At 60.0% G+C, this 14,645-nt stretch carries 13 protein-coding genes and 1 pseudogene; 9 read left to right on the forward strand and 5 right to left on the reverse strand.

The annotated features are described in order from the left end of the window. Positions 1–34: 34 nt before the first annotated feature. From AC6CH8_RS16545 to AC6CH8_RS16555, 3 genes are read left to right on the forward strand one after another with little or no spacing between them, the layout of a single operon-like run. Positions 35–1,402, forward strand: a complete 1,368-nt coding sequence (locus AC6CH8_RS16545; RefSeq protein ID WP_498191532.1) for a HEPN domain-containing protein — start codon at positions 35–37, stop codon at positions 1,400–1,402. 52 nt (positions 1,403–1,454) lie between these two features. Then, positions 1,455–1,643 (forward strand): hypothetical protein, encoded by a 189-nt coding sequence (locus AC6CH8_RS16550; RefSeq protein WP_498191533.1) that lies wholly within the window; start codon positions 1,455–1,457, stop codon positions 1,641–1,643. A 45-nt stretch (positions 1,644–1,688) separates the two neighbouring features. Beyond that, the gene (locus AC6CH8_RS16555) at positions 1,689–2,573 is read left to right on the forward strand and encodes a hypothetical protein (protein ID WP_498191534.1); all 885 of its coding nucleotides are present in this window, start codon (positions 1,689–1,691) and stop codon (positions 2,571–2,573) included. 287 nt (positions 2,574–2,860) lie between these two features. On the opposite strand, the gene AC6CH8_RS16560 is transcribed toward AC6CH8_RS16555, so the two are convergent. Together AC6CH8_RS16560 and solA are read right to left on the reverse strand one after the other, a co-directional pair. Then, positions 2,861–3,535, reverse strand: coding sequence for a haloacid dehalogenase type II (locus tag AC6CH8_RS16560; RefSeq protein WP_498191535.1), 675 nt, complete (start codon positions 3,533–3,535; stop codon positions 2,861–2,863). A 63-nt stretch (positions 3,536–3,598) separates the two neighbouring features. Further along, a complete protein-coding gene (gene solA / locus AC6CH8_RS16565; protein WP_498191536.1) occupies positions 3,599–4,783 on the reverse strand; it encodes an N-methyl-L-tryptophan oxidase in 1,185 nt (394 codons plus the stop codon). 158 nt (positions 4,784–4,941) lie between these two features. Here solA and AC6CH8_RS16570 point away from each other — a divergent pair, with 158 nt between their 5' ends. Continuing rightward, the gene (locus AC6CH8_RS16570; RefSeq protein ID WP_498191537.1) at positions 4,942–5,844 is read left to right on the forward strand and encodes a LysR family transcriptional regulator; all 903 of its coding nucleotides are present in this window, start codon (positions 4,942–4,944) and stop codon (positions 5,842–5,844) included. 132 nt (positions 5,845–5,976) lie between these two features. Here AC6CH8_RS16570 and AC6CH8_RS16575 read toward each other — a convergent pair whose 3' ends face one another. After that, positions 5,977–6,339 carry a cupin domain-containing protein gene (locus AC6CH8_RS16575; RefSeq protein WP_498191538.1) on the reverse strand — a complete coding sequence of 121 codons (363 nt, stop codon included), beginning with the start codon at positions 6,337–6,339 and terminating at the stop codon, positions 5,977–5,979. Between the two features lie 444 nt (positions 6,340–6,783). Here AC6CH8_RS16575 and AC6CH8_RS16580 point away from each other — a divergent pair, with 444 nt between their 5' ends. The 5 genes from AC6CH8_RS16580 to AC6CH8_RS16600 all read left to right on the forward strand — a co-directional run bounded on the left by AC6CH8_RS16580 (position 6,784) and on the right by AC6CH8_RS16600 (position 12,815). Continuing rightward, positions 6,784–7,515: an aspartate/glutamate racemase family protein gene (locus AC6CH8_RS16580; RefSeq protein ID WP_498191539.1), complete on the forward strand. Its 732-nt coding sequence runs from the start codon at positions 6,784–6,786 to the stop codon at positions 7,513–7,515. A gap of 31 nt (positions 7,516–7,546) precedes the next feature. Beyond that, entirely contained in the window at positions 7,547–8,833 is a 1,287-nt protein-coding gene (gene otnK, locus AC6CH8_RS16585; protein WP_498191540.1) for a 3-oxo-tetronate kinase, read from the forward strand. A gap of 5 nt (positions 8,834–8,838) precedes the next feature. Then, positions 8,839–9,459 (forward strand): 3-oxo-tetronate 4-phosphate decarboxylase, encoded by a 621-nt coding sequence (gene otnC, locus AC6CH8_RS16590; RefSeq protein WP_498191567.1) that lies wholly within the window; start codon positions 8,839–8,841, stop codon positions 9,457–9,459. A gap of 259 nt (positions 9,460–9,718) precedes the next feature. Continuing rightward, positions 9,719–11,005, forward strand: coding sequence for an MFS transporter (locus tag AC6CH8_RS16595; protein WP_498191541.1), 1,287 nt, complete (start codon positions 9,719–9,721; stop codon positions 11,003–11,005). Between the two features lie 538 nt (positions 11,006–11,543). Beyond that, positions 11,544–12,815, forward strand: a complete 1,272-nt coding sequence (locus tag AC6CH8_RS16600) for a hypothetical protein (RefSeq protein WP_498191542.1) — start codon at positions 11,544–11,546, stop codon at positions 12,813–12,815. A 689-nt stretch (positions 12,816–13,504) separates the two neighbouring features. Here the strand turns inward: AC6CH8_RS16600 and AC6CH8_RS16605 are convergent. Further along, positions 13,505–14,188, reverse strand: a pseudogene (locus AC6CH8_RS16605) (magnesium chelatase domain-containing protein); the annotation flags it as partial. Further along, a complete protein-coding gene (locus AC6CH8_RS16610; protein WP_498191543.1) occupies positions 14,188–14,553 on the reverse strand; it encodes a YraN family protein in 366 nt (121 codons plus the stop codon). The gene AC6CH8_RS16610 and the pseudogene AC6CH8_RS16605, both read right to left, overlap by 1 nt. Positions 14,554–14,645: the final 92 nt, after the last annotated feature.

The following is a 14,645-nucleotide window of genomic DNA, read 5'->3' on the forward strand; positions in this document are numbered from 1 at the left end:
GGGCTCCCGAGGTCTGTTCGGATATCGTTGCCGCGTGAGCGATGAAGTAACAGGAACATTCTGGCTGGCGAACGGTCCGCGGATCGAAGGGACCTTGAAGCTAGAGGCCGGCACTTATTCTCTAGAACTCAACGGGTTCTGCTTCACTCCTCAAAGTTGGGACATTCAACCAGGCTTTATTGGCCTCAGCGGCGACCCTGCAGCAATCACCGCTGATTTCGCGCCTCGCACAATCCATGGCGAGTTAGATGGCGCAGGCCCCGTAACCCTCCTGCGCGCGCACATGGACACAGACCTCCTCGCTCATATGTTTGGCCCTCTGGTTCAGAGGTTTACTGGACCCTCTTACGTCCTCAACGCTCACATCAAGGGGGAAGACCATGAGGTCCATGGCATTAGATGGACCTACAACTTTTCGACCCGCCATGCTGGCTGGCATCAGGATTCTCCAGCTGACGTTACCGGTGGTCCTCTGCGCGGACAGTTGAAACCTTGGGTGTTCGACAAGGAGCCCGGTTTTGAACTCCAGCTTTCGGAACCAGCTGAGCTACGCGTCGTTCGACAAGGAGTCATGGCAGCCTCTACACAATTTCTAGTGTTGTGGACAGGGTGCGAGATGGCTCCGTGCCACGTGGAGATCCAGTTAAGCGACGGAAATTGGCACCAGTGCTCTGCCCCTCCATCAGGTGGGGGTAAATTTTCGAGAACAAAGCTTCTGCCACTAGACGAGATCACCCTGCAAACGTTGGCACGCTGGCTCCCTATGGCATTCCGGCTCGATCCGCTGCCCTACATAGCCTCTGCTAAAGCCGGGGTACTCCAGATCGACGCACAGGCAGTGGCCACTGCCCTCGAAGGTCTGCACCGTCGCTTACTCGGTGATCCCCGGGTTTTCGCCCCAATTAGTGCTGGTGCAGTCAAGAGATCAACCCGTGCAGCGCGGGAAGCCGGCGTCCAGAAGCTGGTGGAAAACGGCTTCGATGATGAGGCCCTTGCCGCCAAGCTTTTCAGCGAGGCACTCAACAACATCGACCAACCAAGCTATCAGCAACGCTTGTTAGAAATGGCATCTCCGGTGGTAGAAGTTGCGCCCGGTCTTTGCGGGCCTGACTTGTCGGACTGGGTCAAGTCCATGAGAAATATCCGAAACGATCAGAGCCATCAGTTGCTCGACCACTTCTATGATGAAGAAGTAACCCAGTATCACATCGCGAGTATCTCCGGGCGCTGGGTCCTCGTACTTCGGATCCTGCTGGAGTTTGCCGATCCCACCCGACTTGGCCTTGCCCTCGGCGAATCGCAGGCCTTCGCCTTCGCCCTTGCGAATATGGATGTGGAGGACTACTGGCCGGGCTTTTCGTGCCTACAAACTTTCCGTGCGAGCCAAGAAACATCGGACTAGGAGTGGAGTCTGTCAGAGCCGAGATCCTCGACCATAGGAAGGGCCATGGAGCATGACTGTAACGGAACCTGACCCAATCGAGGTCATCGCCCTCAACATCGCGCGGGCCGACATGCATTACCTAGCCACCTCTTTGACCGGCCTTCCGTCTTCCGCGGCTGCCGCAGAGATTGCCCTTCTCCAGTACGGAACCATGGCTGCCTATGAGGCCCAGCTCCATTTCAGGAAAACCCTGGGCTGACACTTAGAGGCAAACTGGGACGCAGGTACTGCGAAGGCTGCCCGAATGAGTGGCAAGTTCTTTGCTGACAGCAAGAGAAATCTCCAAGGGGTCGTCACCCATTTCGACAAGCTTCTCCAGGCCAACCACGGGGCGTTCTTCCCGAGGAACCGGCGTGGCCGCTTCTTGGATTTTCTCCGGGACGACCTTTCGGTTGTCCTCCTTGACGGTAGTCCGTACACGAACCTTGTCAGTGCGCACTATCTAACGGGGCTGGGGCCGGAACAGGTCGGCGACCTCGCAACCGTCGGTCCTGCCATCGGGCGATTGAGCGCCGGGGTCGGCAATATCGCGGGTGCCTTCCTGAACAACTCCGGCATTGACATGCACCCGCACGGACCCATCCCATCCTTTGAGTGGTTCGACGGGAAGAGCTCAGTCGCCTTGCCGCGCCTATTTGGTGGCGAGCTTCAACCCTCTCTCGCAGCATCCCTCCTAACTATCCAGAGCGCCTCTTCATCCGCAGTGCTGAGCGTGTCCCGATCTCTTTGCGAATGGTGTGAAGCCGCCACTCGCAAGCATCGGTTCATTGTCCTATTCCAGTCGCTCACAGCCCTTGAAATCATGCGAAGTGATGATGCTCAGGCTTCTTTGCCCGCCGGGATGAAAGCGTTTTTGGACGACCCTGAGTCGGTGTGGGTTCTGGGGCAGTCGAAGCTCCGGAACGGGCTGGTTCATCTCGGGCTTCAGGACATCGCGGGGAGCCTTGGTTTAGGGAGCAAAATCGAGGATGCCGTGCGCGCCTACACAGGGCAGCACCCCGACAAAGTTGCCGCCCGTGTCGTGAACCACCTGACCCGATTCGTCGACCTTCTAACGGAGTGGATGCTTTCGCCCACCTCCGATGGAGACATGTTTCTTGGGGCGCTACACCCTGCTCCTCTGCAATAATCAGCGCTCCAGCCGGAAACGCCCCCTCGAGGGCGAGACGGCATGACTGTGGACCGCACCCGAAACTGCCCTTACGTCGAGAAGGCTGGCAAAGGGCAGGCACATCAACCGCACCCGGAAGTCCGAGCCCTGGCTTTAAAGTCAGCCGGACCTGTTGGCGCTCCAACAGGTCCGGCCGGGTAGAACGTCTCCAACGGGAGACGTCGGTTCGAGCGTCTGAGACATTGATGCGCGGGTGACTTCCCGCAACTGTGACCTAACTGACGCTCTTGGATCTTGACCCGGGTTTAGAGACCGAGGTGCTTGTTCAGCTCGTCAAGGGACTTCACGTTGGTGATGTTGTAGCCATCGGCGAAGGGTTCCGCGCCACGGTCCAGCATTACAAGGTCCCGGAAACCCATGTTGTACATCGGGATGTGGTCGTACAGGGGGTGCGAGGAGACATGCAGGAAGTCTTCAGGCTTGGCGTTCAGGGTGTCCAGCATGTACTCAAACGCCTGGAGACGCGGCTTGTAGGCCCCGGCCTGCTCAGCGGTAAACACGGCGTGCCACTCTGCACCGAGCTTGGGAATGCTGATGTCCAGGAAGCTGTCGTCGGCGTTGGACAGAGCCACCAGCTTGTAGTTATCGCCCTGGAGCTTCAGCGCAGCCGGCACGTCCTCGTGCGCAACAGCGTTGCGTACAGCCTCAGCGAGCTCTGCGCCGGCACCGGGGGTCGGCCCAATGCCAAACCGCTTGCATGCGCGGTCAAAGGCATCCTGAAGGATCTGCTCGTAGGGCTTGTAGTCGCCATTGACCTCGTCGAACCGGTATGCACGGAAAACCTTCTTAAAGGCCAACCACTGCTCGTCCGGGATGCGGCCATCGAGCAGGCGCTGGGTGGTGGGATAAATGTTGAAGTTGATCAGCGTGCCGTAGACATCATAAGAGATGTACTCCGGCCGGAAGTTCGTGTCTGCCATGATTAATCCGTTCCTAGTTGTTTTGTATTTTGCTGGCGGGTTGTTGATTAATTAATGCTGCGCTTAGCTCAGAGCCAGTGACGCGATTTGTGTGTCCGGCCCGAGGAACCTGGCGGGGTTCAGGAAACTGACGTCGGTGGCCGTGGTTCCGTCCAGCACGAGGTCGGCGGCAATAGCTCCCAGTGCGGAAGCCATCTTGAAGCCGTGGCCGGAGAAGCCGGCCGCCACGACGACGCCTTCCATTCCGGGCACTGTGCCGAACAGCGCGGTCTTATCAGGCAAATGACCGTCCGCGCACGTGGCCACCCGCACCGGATCCGGACTCAGTCCCGGAATGAATTCCCGGACCCAGGCCCGGATGGTGTCCAAATGCTGAGGATCCCAGGTAGGAGGCTTCTCCATGGACTCGACCTCATCCAAAAATATGCTGGCGACGACTTTCACCGTCCAACCGTCAGCGCTCGGGAACCCGTAGAACTGGGCATTGTCCGGCCTTCCGTCTTCCTCCGCCCTCCTAAGGAAGACCGGCATGTCCTCCCTGCAGAATGCTGCTGGATCCCTAACGGGGAACCATGTCAGGATCTGCGGCAGAACCGAAAGGTGAACACCGAGTTCCTTGCACACCGCTCCCGCACCATTGCCCTGCGAGATGATCACCCGGGAGGCGATGATTTCTTCCTGATCGGTCCGCACGATGTACCGGTCACCGTACGGCTCAACGCTGTGCGCTTTCCGGTTTCCCAGGAACTGAGCGCCAAGCCGTGTAGCCTCCGCGAGTGCGGCGGTCACGGCCCTCTCAGACTTCAGGTAGCCGCCCTCTGGATCAAAGATGGTGACATCCGTGTCCCTGATGACATGTTCGGGATACTTTGCCCTGGCCTCGTCGCCCCGGAGAAGCTGGTAGTCGAGGCCGTTGTCTTTCCCGGCAGCAAGGAGCGATGCCAACCGCGGATTGTGCTCGTCATATACCGTGACGGCGCCAGTAGTGTTGAGCAGCCGGATCCCGCTGATCTTCTCCAGCTCACGCCACAGGTCCTGTGACCTCTGCAAAAGGGGTGTGTAGTGCCCGCCCTCCGCGTACACCTTGCGGAAAAGGCGCGATTCGCCGGCGTAGGCAGAGAAGGGGCCGGGGATCGAAAACCTGTCTATTCCAATGACCCGCTGACCACGGGATGCCAGCTGCCAGCTCGCCATGCTTCCTACCGAGCCAACTCCGACGATGACAACGTCCGTTTCGAGTGCAGTCATTCTTCCACCTTGCTTTCCCTTATTGCACGCCGTTGTCCCAGTTCCGGGTCTGCCTCTGAAGGCGATATCTTCGGCTCCTGCTAGCGTACGAGACAAGAAGACGACGAACAATGGCACGTGAGACAATGCATTGTTGCCAAAAACGATAGAAGCAGGATATGGACCTTAGATCGATCGATGATTTGGACTTTTTTGAACAGATTTCCCGTTCCCAGAGCCTTACCGAAGCGGCCAGGAGCTGGGGTAAGTCGGTGTCAGCGGTCAGCAAACGCCTTGCCGCGCTTGAGTCGCGGCTGGGAGTACCACTGGTCCGGCGCAGCACCCGGCGGCTGACCCTGACCGAAGAGGGGCAGCGCTATGCCTCAGGCGCCCTGGCCATCCTGCAGCAAAAAACTGATCTCGAAGAAGCCCTGTCCGAGCAACATGGTGAGCTCAGGGGACGCATTACCGTTCATTCGTCCCTGGGAATCGGCCGCAAACACATTGCGCCACTGCTGGGGGAGTTCGTCCGGCAGCACCCATTGATCCAGATAGACCTGGAGCTTTCGCCGTTGCCGTTGAACATCTCGGGTACGAATTTCGACATCGCCATCCGGGTCGGAGGACTCTCGGACTCCAGGCTTAAGGCAAAACTCCTGGCGCGGAACCGAAGGATCGTCTGCGCGGCGCCAAGCTACATTGAAACCGCACCCCCGCTGGGGACCATTAGGGACCTGGAACGGCATAACTGCATCGTCCTGCGTGAAAACAACGCCGATTATGCACTGTGGCGCTTTGGTGAGAAAGAGCAGGAGTACGTTGACGTCAAGGGCAACATGATCAGCGACGACGGGGATGTGGTGACCGACTGGTGCGTCCAGGGCCTCGGCTTGATCATGCGCTCCACGTGGCACGTCAACCCGCTGATCCAACAGGGAGTACTTCAGCAGGTCCTCCCGGACATGCCAACGCCCAACGCCGACATTTATGCTCTCTACCCCGCCACGGAACGGACACCCCGCAGGATCACCTCGGCCATTGAGCATCTGCGGCAGGGCCTTGCAGCGAGGTTAGGTCCCTAGCGCCGGCAAGAAGCGCGGCCCCGTACCACCAAAAAGCCCCGGAACAGCTGCTGCTGTTCCGGGGCTCCTTCAGGTCAGGCTCCGACCTAGTCGCGCCGGACTGGTCGTTCGCCGGGCTTGTCGTTTGTCGGACTACTCGTTCGTCGCCGGGACGTCCTTAACGACCCACATTTTGCGGACCGTTTCGCGGATAGTCCACTGGCCCTCCCAGCCGGCGGGAGTCACGAACAACGTCCCCGGACCAATATCAAAGCTGGTGCCATCCGGTTCAGTGATTGTGCCGGACCCGCTCAGAATCTGGCAGATCTCGTCGTACCCGGGCCGGGTGCTCTTGAACTCCCCCGGAGTTACCTCCCAGATACCCGTTTTGAAGTCGTCCCTGGCCCAAAGGCGAAAGGACACTTCGGTCTGGCCGGGCGTAACTGAGGTTTCCTTGGCTTTGTGCTCTCCCGGATTTGCGGTTGTTGCGTCACGCATGACGGTTGCCTTGACCATTGTTGCTCCTTCTCGACTTTCACTTATCCCGTAGTCCCGACTTCGGGCTTGCTGTGCTTGCAGTCAACCACCGTACGAGAAAAGAAAATGCGGATTAGAGGCAATTGAGACAACGCATTGTTTCTGGAGACGACAGAAGCAGTATCTGCACAGCATTGCGCCGCTGCAGGGGAAGGTCATCGGACCAGTTCCGTTGACCATCGAGTGATCTAAGGTTTACAACCCCACTTCTATCCTTTTTGGAAACATTGCATTGTCCCCTGTGCCGTATTTCACGCTCTTCTTGTCACGTACGCTAACAGAGCCGAAGAAGTCTGTGGCACTTGTGAGCCAAACCCGGAATCGGGACCACGGCGAGCAAACCCTCATCGACGACTGTCAGCCGGGTATTACCCGCCCACTCCTGCAGCTTCATCAGCCGCTGCGAACAACAGAAAGAAGATCATGAATTCGTCTTCGAAGACCATCGATCCCCTTGCCGTGGCGGCCCAGGACACGAACACTGCTCCGGTGCTTGCGATGCTGCACACGGTCCCCGGCCTGGTAGCGGGCATGGAAACCCTGGCCGCGGGCACGGTCCCTGGCCTCCGTGTGTTGCACTACGTGGACGAGTCATTGCTCCAAGACACCATTGCCCAGAGAACAGCGCCCGGGCATGTTCGACGGCGGCTGGTCAACTATGCCCGGTTCGCCGAGGAATCAGTTGCCCAGGCATTGTTGGTGAGCTGCTCCTCCATCGGTGAAGCGGCAACCGCCGCGGCTGGCTTCGTCTCCATCCCTGTCCTGCGCATCGACACTCCGATGGCCGAGCTCGCTGTAGCATCCGGCGACAGGATCGGGGTGCTCGCGACCCTGTCTGCGACCCTTGGACCAACCACGCGGCTCGTCCAGGACTCAGCCAAAAGGCAGAACAAAAAGCCCGCCATCACCGCCAGAATAGTCGAAGGCGCTTTCTCCGCCCTGCGCGCAGGTGACCGGCCGATGCATGACAGGTTGGTGCTCGCCGCTTTCTCGGAGCTGGCAGCGGAGTGCGATGTCGTTGTTCTCGCCCAGGCGTCCATGGCCCGCGTCATTGAGCACACCCAGGACCGGGCCGGAGGAGGACCCACCGTCCTTGCTTCCCCCGACTCCGGGATGACCCAGCTCAGCACTGTTTTCGCTTCCAAAGACTCATAGGACACCGTCACCACCCGAGAAGGATCCGACTATGTCAAACACTCAAATGACAGCGAATGTCCCCTGGCTGGGAGTCATCGCCGACGACTTCACAGGAGCCTCCGACGTGGCCGGCACTCTTGTGGGCGCCGGGATGCGGGTCGTGCAGACCTTCGGCATCCCCGAGCCATCGATGCAGCTGGACGACGTTGACTGCATAGTCGTTTCCCTGAAGACCCGCAGCGTGCCCGCCGCCCAGGCTGTAGAGGAGTGTCTGGCCGCGGCACGGGCCCTCAAGTCCCGGGGCGTTCAGCAGCTCTACTTCAAGTACTGCTCCACGTTCGATTCCACCCCGGAAGGCAACATCGGCCCGGTGGCGGACGTCCTGCGCAAAGAGTTCGTCCCGGCCGGTCAGATCACAGTCGTCGCTCCCGGAACCCCGGCACTGAGGAGGACCGTGTACAACGGTGTGCTGTTCGCAGGCACGGATCTCCTGCAGGAATCATCCATGCGCAATCATCCGCTGACCCCGATGACTGATTCGAGCGTGCCAAGGCTGCTCCAGGCCCAAACCAAAAACGTCGTGGGCCACATCGGCTACAGCGTCATCGAAGCAGGTGCCCCCGCAGTTCAATCCCAGTTCGAGACCCTGAGCGGCCAAGGTACCGAGTACGCCGTCGTCGACACACTTAATGACCGCCACCTCGCAGTGCTGGGGGCTGCAGCGCTCGATCACGCGCTTGTCACCGGCGGATCAGGACTGGTCGGAGGGCTGGCGGCTGCCCGCGGGTTCCGCGTCCAATCAGAATCGGCACGCGCCGCCCGGCCAACGGGCCCGGCCGCCGTCGTCGCTGGCAGCTGCTCGGAGATGACGAACGCCCAAATCGACACTTTCCGCCAGTTCCGCCCCTGCTTCCTGGTCGACCCTGTCGCCATCGCCGAAGGACAAGACGTCGTCGCCGAAGCGCTGCTGTTCGCGCGGGAAAATCTTGCGGACGGCCCGATCCTGATCCATTCCACGGCCTCCCCACAGGAAGTCTCGAGAGCGCAAAAGGAACTTGGCCAGGCCCGGGCCGCGGAAATAACCGAAGACAGCCTTTCCACGATCGCCAAAGGGCTCGTCGGTCTGGGCTGCCGACAACTCATCGTCGCTGGCGGAGAAACCTCCGGCGCTGTAGTCCGCAGGCTCGGCATCACCACAGCCCATGTCGGCAAGGAAGTCTCCCCCGGCGTGCCATGGCTGAAAACGGAAACTGACCCCGGGCTGTCCATCCTGCTCAAATCAGGAAACCTCGGAATGCCGGGACTCTTCCTTGACGCATGGGACCACAACCGGTGACCGACATGGATAGCCGCAACGAGCTCGTCCGATTGGCCAGGTCCCTGCACCAAAGAGGACTCACCAGGGGAACATCCGGAAACCTCAGTGCGCGCGTGGACGGCGGAATGCTGGTCACCCCCACCAACGCCTCCCTGGGTGAACTCACAACAGACGATCTGTCAATGGTCTCCGACACCGGCGAACACCTGTCCGGAGCCCGCCCGTCCAAAGAGGCATTCCTGCACCTGGCGATGTACCGGGCGCGGCCACAGGACCATGCCGCAGTCCATCTGCATTCGACCTACTCCACCGCTCTTTCATGCCTGGACGACCTGGACGACGATGACGTTCTGCCACCCTTGACGGCCTACTTTGTGATGCGGGTCGGACGGCTGGTCCGGTTGCCATATTTCGCACCCGGAGACCGAGGCCTGGCCGAGGCCGCCCAAAAAGCCGCAGAATCGACCCGAGGCCTGCTGCTGGCCAACCACGGACCGATCGTTTCCGCGCCTTCCCTCGCACAGGCTGTGGACGCTGTTGAGGAAGTAGAAGAAACAGCACGACTGTTCTTCCTCCTCCAAGGCCACGCGACGCGACCCCTTCAGCCCGCCCAGGTCACCCGTCTCTTCCCAGGGTGTGCTTAGGAAGTTGTGCAGGAGAAACGGAAACCAGTCCCAAATGACCCTCACCACGCCTGAATTCCCCCACTTTTCTGCAGGTTGGCAGTGGGAGGAAACCACATGAGTGGCAGCAGCCTGCCTCTTCAAGGACCGAAAGGCAGCATTCATCAGTATCCGTCTACCGGCGCCATTCAAGCGCTGGCTCTAGAATCAGGAGAGTCAACTGGCACGTAAAGGTCTTGTCAGGGCTGGACCTGCCCCGCAGCTGTTACTGGCCAGCCAGTTGATTTTCAACATCGGCTTCTATTCCGTGGTGCCGTTTCTCGCAGGCGTGATGCGGGACGACTTCGGCATGGGAACGTTGGCGGTCGGGATCGTTCTTGGCGCGCGCACATTTGCACAGCAAGGATTGTTTCTTTTCGGAGGGGCGCTTGCCGACCGATGGGGAGCAAGGCAGTCAATGATTGCCGGTTGTCTAGTACGGGTCGTGGGCTTTCTGCTTTTGGCGTGGGCATCGGACTTCCCGCTGTTCCTACTCGGTGCCGTGGTGACGGGCATTGGCGGCGCGCTTTTTGCGCCTGCGATGCAAAGTCTCGTGGCATCTGCCGCCGAACAGCCCATCGCCCAGAAAGGCACCAGACAGGACGGCGCCACGCATTGCGCCGCCGCACGGAAAAACCACAGATCCACACTCTTTACATTGCTGGTGGTCTGCGGCGAGGTAGGTGCTGTCGTAGGTCCGCTTTTGGCAGCTCTTCTACTCAAAACAGGCTTTGACACCGCCCTGCTGGTTGGGGCAGGGGTCTTTGCCGTGATGGCTGCGGTCTTCCTGTGCTTCCTGCCAAAACCACACCGCGGCGCCCCCAAAACAGCAGGCGGAAAGACCTCCTCCTCACCGGTGCCGGGCCTGTGGTCCTGCCTTAAGGAGAAACAGTTCGTCCGGTTCACGGCCTTCTACAGCGTCAATCTCCTGGCGACAAACCAGCTGTATTTCGGGCTTCCAGTGGAACTGGAACGCAGCGGGGCAGGGGCAAGTGCGTTGGCGGTGGTTTTTGCCTACGCATCCGTCCTAACTATCATCCTTCAATGGCCCATAGCCCGGCTCATGCGCAAAGCCGGACCAGAAATTGCACTTCCCGTCGGCTTTGCCCTGCAGTCTCTTGGCTTCGCTTCCATCGCGTTCCTGGCTGTCATCCCTCCGCCAAGCGGTCTATCCATGTTTCCGGCCCTCTTGCTCGTAACAGGTCTTGCACTCGGGAACATGTGCGTGATGCCCATGGCCATGGGATTAGTATTGGAGTTCGCCGCCGGGCGCCCCACAGGCGCCTATTACGGATTGCTCGCAACCGCAGGAGGACTCGCCGTCATCATCGGCAATACGGTCCTGGCCCCGCTCTACGAACACGCCTACACACCATCAATCACGGCACTCCCTCCCTGGCTCCTCATGTCGCTCTTCGCAGCGATAACGGCAACATTCATTCGCCGCTTCGTCCCCAACAGGCCCCTCCGAGCCCCCCAACCGTTTGTCTTTCTACGTGGTCTTCGGCCAAGAAAAGTTCCAGGGTGACCTGGTCGGGGAGCGACTCGCGATGGCTTTCAGCCTAAGACCTGTTACGCCAAGCGCCAGATTGAGGAATCCCCGGCCTCCTGGGCTCCAGGGATGAAGAAGGGTTGTGGCGTGAAGGGCCGGCTAAGCAAATACTCGTCGTTGTGTGTCATGGCGTCACTGTAAAACTCAGGGCGTGTCCGTTGTGGGACGAGAGCCCTGGAACGAGCAGGATGCGAGTCAGATCCTGAGGGCCTCCACTGGCGTCTTGCCACTACGGGGTGCCTCAATGGTCCCGACCCCGTTCAAGGTGCGCTGGTTCCGGATAACCACACCCATGAAGGGGAGGGTGGCAGTCTGTTCGAGTCAGGCCGGGTCCGGGGCACCTGCTTTGGCACGGCCCTAAAGATGATGAGTGCTCCGGAGACGGTTGGCGGTCACTGCTGCGACCCGTCAGCAGCTATTGCGGCGATTGCTCGGTGAAGGTTCCTCTTCCGGCTAGAGTCACGTAACAGGGGCCTGTTCACTGCGCCTCAAATTCTTGGGGAAGGGACATTAAGTGTCTAAGTCAGGGCATGAAGGTCAAGAAGTCCGTACCCTCCGGGAACAGATTCGGAGGGCAGTCGATCCATCCGGTCAGCACTTTGCGTTGATTGAAGCTGTTGAATCGTCTCCCGAACTGCCGGAGTGGTTAGCCAGCGTGAAGGAAGGTCTGGCGGAACAGTGGGCTCAGTTGGGTGGCCTTAGTGCTGAGTACCGGCAGCTTCTGCATGCGATGGAGGAAGCTTTAGGGGTTCTAGTGCCCAGGGGATGGGCTCCTTTCCATATGGACACCAATGCTGTAAACCAAGCCGCCCTTCTGGTCCGCGCTGGTCGCGGTGATGATGCTGATGAATTGCTGGCCGATCAATGGGAGGGCGAGGGGAGCTGGCGAACCAAGCAGGTATTCTCCCGTGTTTCCGTCATGGGCGCCGGAGAGGGGCAGCCTGAGTATCACGCGCTGTTCAGGGAGCGGGCTCGCCTTGTCTTGAAAGCCAAAGAACACCACGAAGCCGGGCGGTATGACGCATCTATCCCTCTGATTCAGAATCAGATGGAGGGAATAGTGATGGACGTGGCCGCTGACAAAAAGTTCTTCACGCAGGCCGCGACGTACAAAGCTGATCTGGTGGACCCTCTGCAGCTCGTTGGAGTGGAGGCCTGCCTGGCCACTCTGCAAAAGATTCTTGGAGAAGGGGTCAGCCGGACACAAACGGCGGGCAGCTTGTCCCGCCATGGGGTCGCCCACGGGCGCGAACTCGCTTATGACACTCGTGTGAACTCAGCTAAATACTGGTCCGTACTCCATGCCCTCGTTCAGTGGGCAAGGCCACTGGCCCAACGGGAGGCTGTACGGCTTCGGAAGGAACGGGAAGCCGCGGCAGCCGGTAGCGAGGTTACCGACGAACATGGTCGCAGGTTAGACAATCGAGAGTTTCGCGAAACTAAGGCAATGTTGCGGAAGCTCCTCACTTCGGCCATGGGTTGGCATGCTTCAAAGGGGCATATGAGAAGGGACCTGGTTGGGGGCGTCTACACCGTAGGCGATTTCATAAAAGCAGGGCTGCCTGAAGATCCACGGATAGAAACACGGGTTTCATCCGACGGTAAGGTCATCTGGTTCTGGCGGGCCACCGTTTCTGGCTGGGTTCTAGGGGCCTCTATCGGCATAAGTGAAAGAGGTTTTGACGAGTGGCTCTACTCCGGCCCGACAGCACCAATTGAATGTCCTCGCGAAGCTCCGGAAGTGTGGGGCCAACCTTTCGGCACTCCGGCGGACTGGACATCCTGATCGCCCCTTGATCCTTCCCGTAGCGAGCTCGTTCAATCATTCAACAACTCGAATCCGGGGCGGCCTTTACCGGGTGAAGTTGATGCATGGCGGTGCCAGGAGAAGGCCCGTGCGGTCTAGCTGGTTACTCCGAGGGCAGGACCGTCAGCCAGACAGCCAGCGTCTGCGGCTATTCCTCCGCCAGTGCATTCGTCACGACGTCGCTCCACATTCGGGCCAACCCCGGGATCGCTATACCGGTAGGGGCGGCGGCAAGCCCGACGTCGTAGATGAACATGCGGAATCGCCGCGACCGGGTGACCGGGTTGTCCTGGGTCGTGAACCCCTCTCGCCCCGCGATGCATAGGCACGACCGGTGGCAGCGGCAAAGATCGCACCAACTCTTAACTCAGGGATGGGTGGCGATAGTTCTCTCTGAGCAGCCGCATCTGCCTAGGCATGAGTCCCGGGAAGGATGGGACACGCACGCCGCAAGTTTGGCCGGAGACCGCGGTGAGATGGCTTAGCCTGCTGGCCTTCATCGCCGCGTCGAGGTCCGCGCTCACTGCTCACCGTCGTCCCCCGGCGAGCCCGGGCAGCAGCTCGGCGGGCTCGGGCAGGCGCTGCTTCCCCCGATGAATGTCGCGCTCATGTTTGACGGCAGTCGGCCCTCGCGTGAGGCCTTCACGCATACACGGTTAAGGACATAGACCCGGCGGCCCGGTCAGCAACATGTGATGACCCCCGGCGGCAGCTACCTCCAGGGCACGTCGCGCCTCGCCCTGCCCCGACACATCGCAAAGGTCCGGCATCGTGGCTGCAACATCGTCGTCCTCGTCCAGAGCATCGGCGTCCAAGGGATTGTAATCGAGGGCGAGGTCCTTGGGATCGGCGCCAAAGTCGAAGGCAAGCCGAGCCAGCGTTTTATAACCGCGGACCTTTGCCCCGGGAACAAGGGCGGCCTCCACGGCGTTGGAGTCGGCCACCACAATATCCGGATAGCCAGCCTGAACAGCGGCCATTACGGCAGGAAGTATGCCCCGTACCGGCCTCAACCTGCCGTCCAAGCCAAGCTCCGCGATGAAGACGGTTCCACCAATTTCACGGATGTCGTTGGCGGCGCGGAGCACGGCCATGGTGATGGCGAGATCGAATCCAGAGCCCCGCTTGGGGAGGGAAGCGGGAATCAGGTTGGCCGTGATCTTCCGTCTGCTCAGCGGAATCCCGGAATTCTGCGCCGCAGATCGAATGCGTTCCTTCGCCTCATTCAAGGAAGCATCAGGGAGCCCAAGGATCACAAAGTTCGGAAGAGTTTGGCCAATGTCAGCTTCGACCTCCACGATGTAGCCGTTGAGCCCTACCAGGGCAACGCAGTAGCTGCGTCCGACCCCCATCAGCCGACACCCCGCAGATGCTCCAGCTGCGGCTCACCGACGCCGCTATCAATCACGGACACGACATCGATGCGCCTCCGCGGGGCGTTGAGGTCGTGCTCCCGGCACCACGCCGATGAGAGCCGGTGGAGTCGGGCCAGCTTGGCCGCGTCCACCGCCTCAAAAGGATGTCCGTAATCCAGGCTCTTCCGGGTCTTCACCTCGGCAACTACCAAGGTGTCGCCCTCCAACGCCACAATGTCGATCTCCCCGTGAGGACACCGCCAATTGCGATCGACGATCCGCATTCCCTGGTTCTCCAGAAAACCGGCCGCCAGTGCTTCGCCGTTTCGACCAAGCAGGTCTTTTGCTCTCATGACCACCACCTCCGCTCACCAGCTTTCAGGCTGGGGGAAAGCGGCGGCAGAGGCCTATGAAGCTATGTGGGTAAACCTGGCCATATGGTGGTTGTGGAGGA

Source organism: Paenarthrobacter sp. GQ52 (assembly GCF_059759005.1).

Bases quoted from the DNA above. Each gene is read 5' to 3' on its own strand.
- AC6CH8_RS16560 (WP_498191535.1), bottom strand. From the start codon at position 3,535: ATGGCAGACACGAACTTCCGGCCGGAGTACATCTCTTATGATGTCTAC.
- solA (WP_498191536.1), bottom strand. From the start codon at position 4,783: ATGACTGCACTCGAAACGGACGTTGTCATCGTCGGAGTTGGCTCGGTA.
- AC6CH8_RS16575 (WP_498191538.1), bottom strand. From the start codon at position 6,339: ATGGTCAAGGCAACCGTCATGCGTGACGCAACAACCGCAAATCCGGGA.
- otnC (WP_498191567.1), top strand. From the start codon at position 8,839: ATGGATAGCCGCAACGAGCTCGTCCGATTGGCCAGGTCCCTGCACCAA.
- AC6CH8_RS16570 (WP_498191537.1), top strand. From the start codon at position 4,942: ATGGACCTTAGATCGATCGATGATTTGGACTTTTTTGAACAGATTTCC.
- otnK (WP_498191540.1), top strand. From the start codon at position 7,547: ATGTCAAACACTCAAATGACAGCGAATGTCCCCTGGCTGGGAGTCATC.
- AC6CH8_RS16550 (WP_498191533.1), top strand. From the start codon at position 1,455: ATGACTGTAACGGAACCTGACCCAATCGAGGTCATCGCCCTCAACATC.
- AC6CH8_RS16555 (WP_498191534.1), top strand. From the start codon at position 1,689: ATGAGTGGCAAGTTCTTTGCTGACAGCAAGAGAAATCTCCAAGGGGTC.
- AC6CH8_RS16580 (WP_498191539.1), top strand. From the start codon at position 6,784: ATGAATTCGTCTTCGAAGACCATCGATCCCCTTGCCGTGGCGGCCCAG.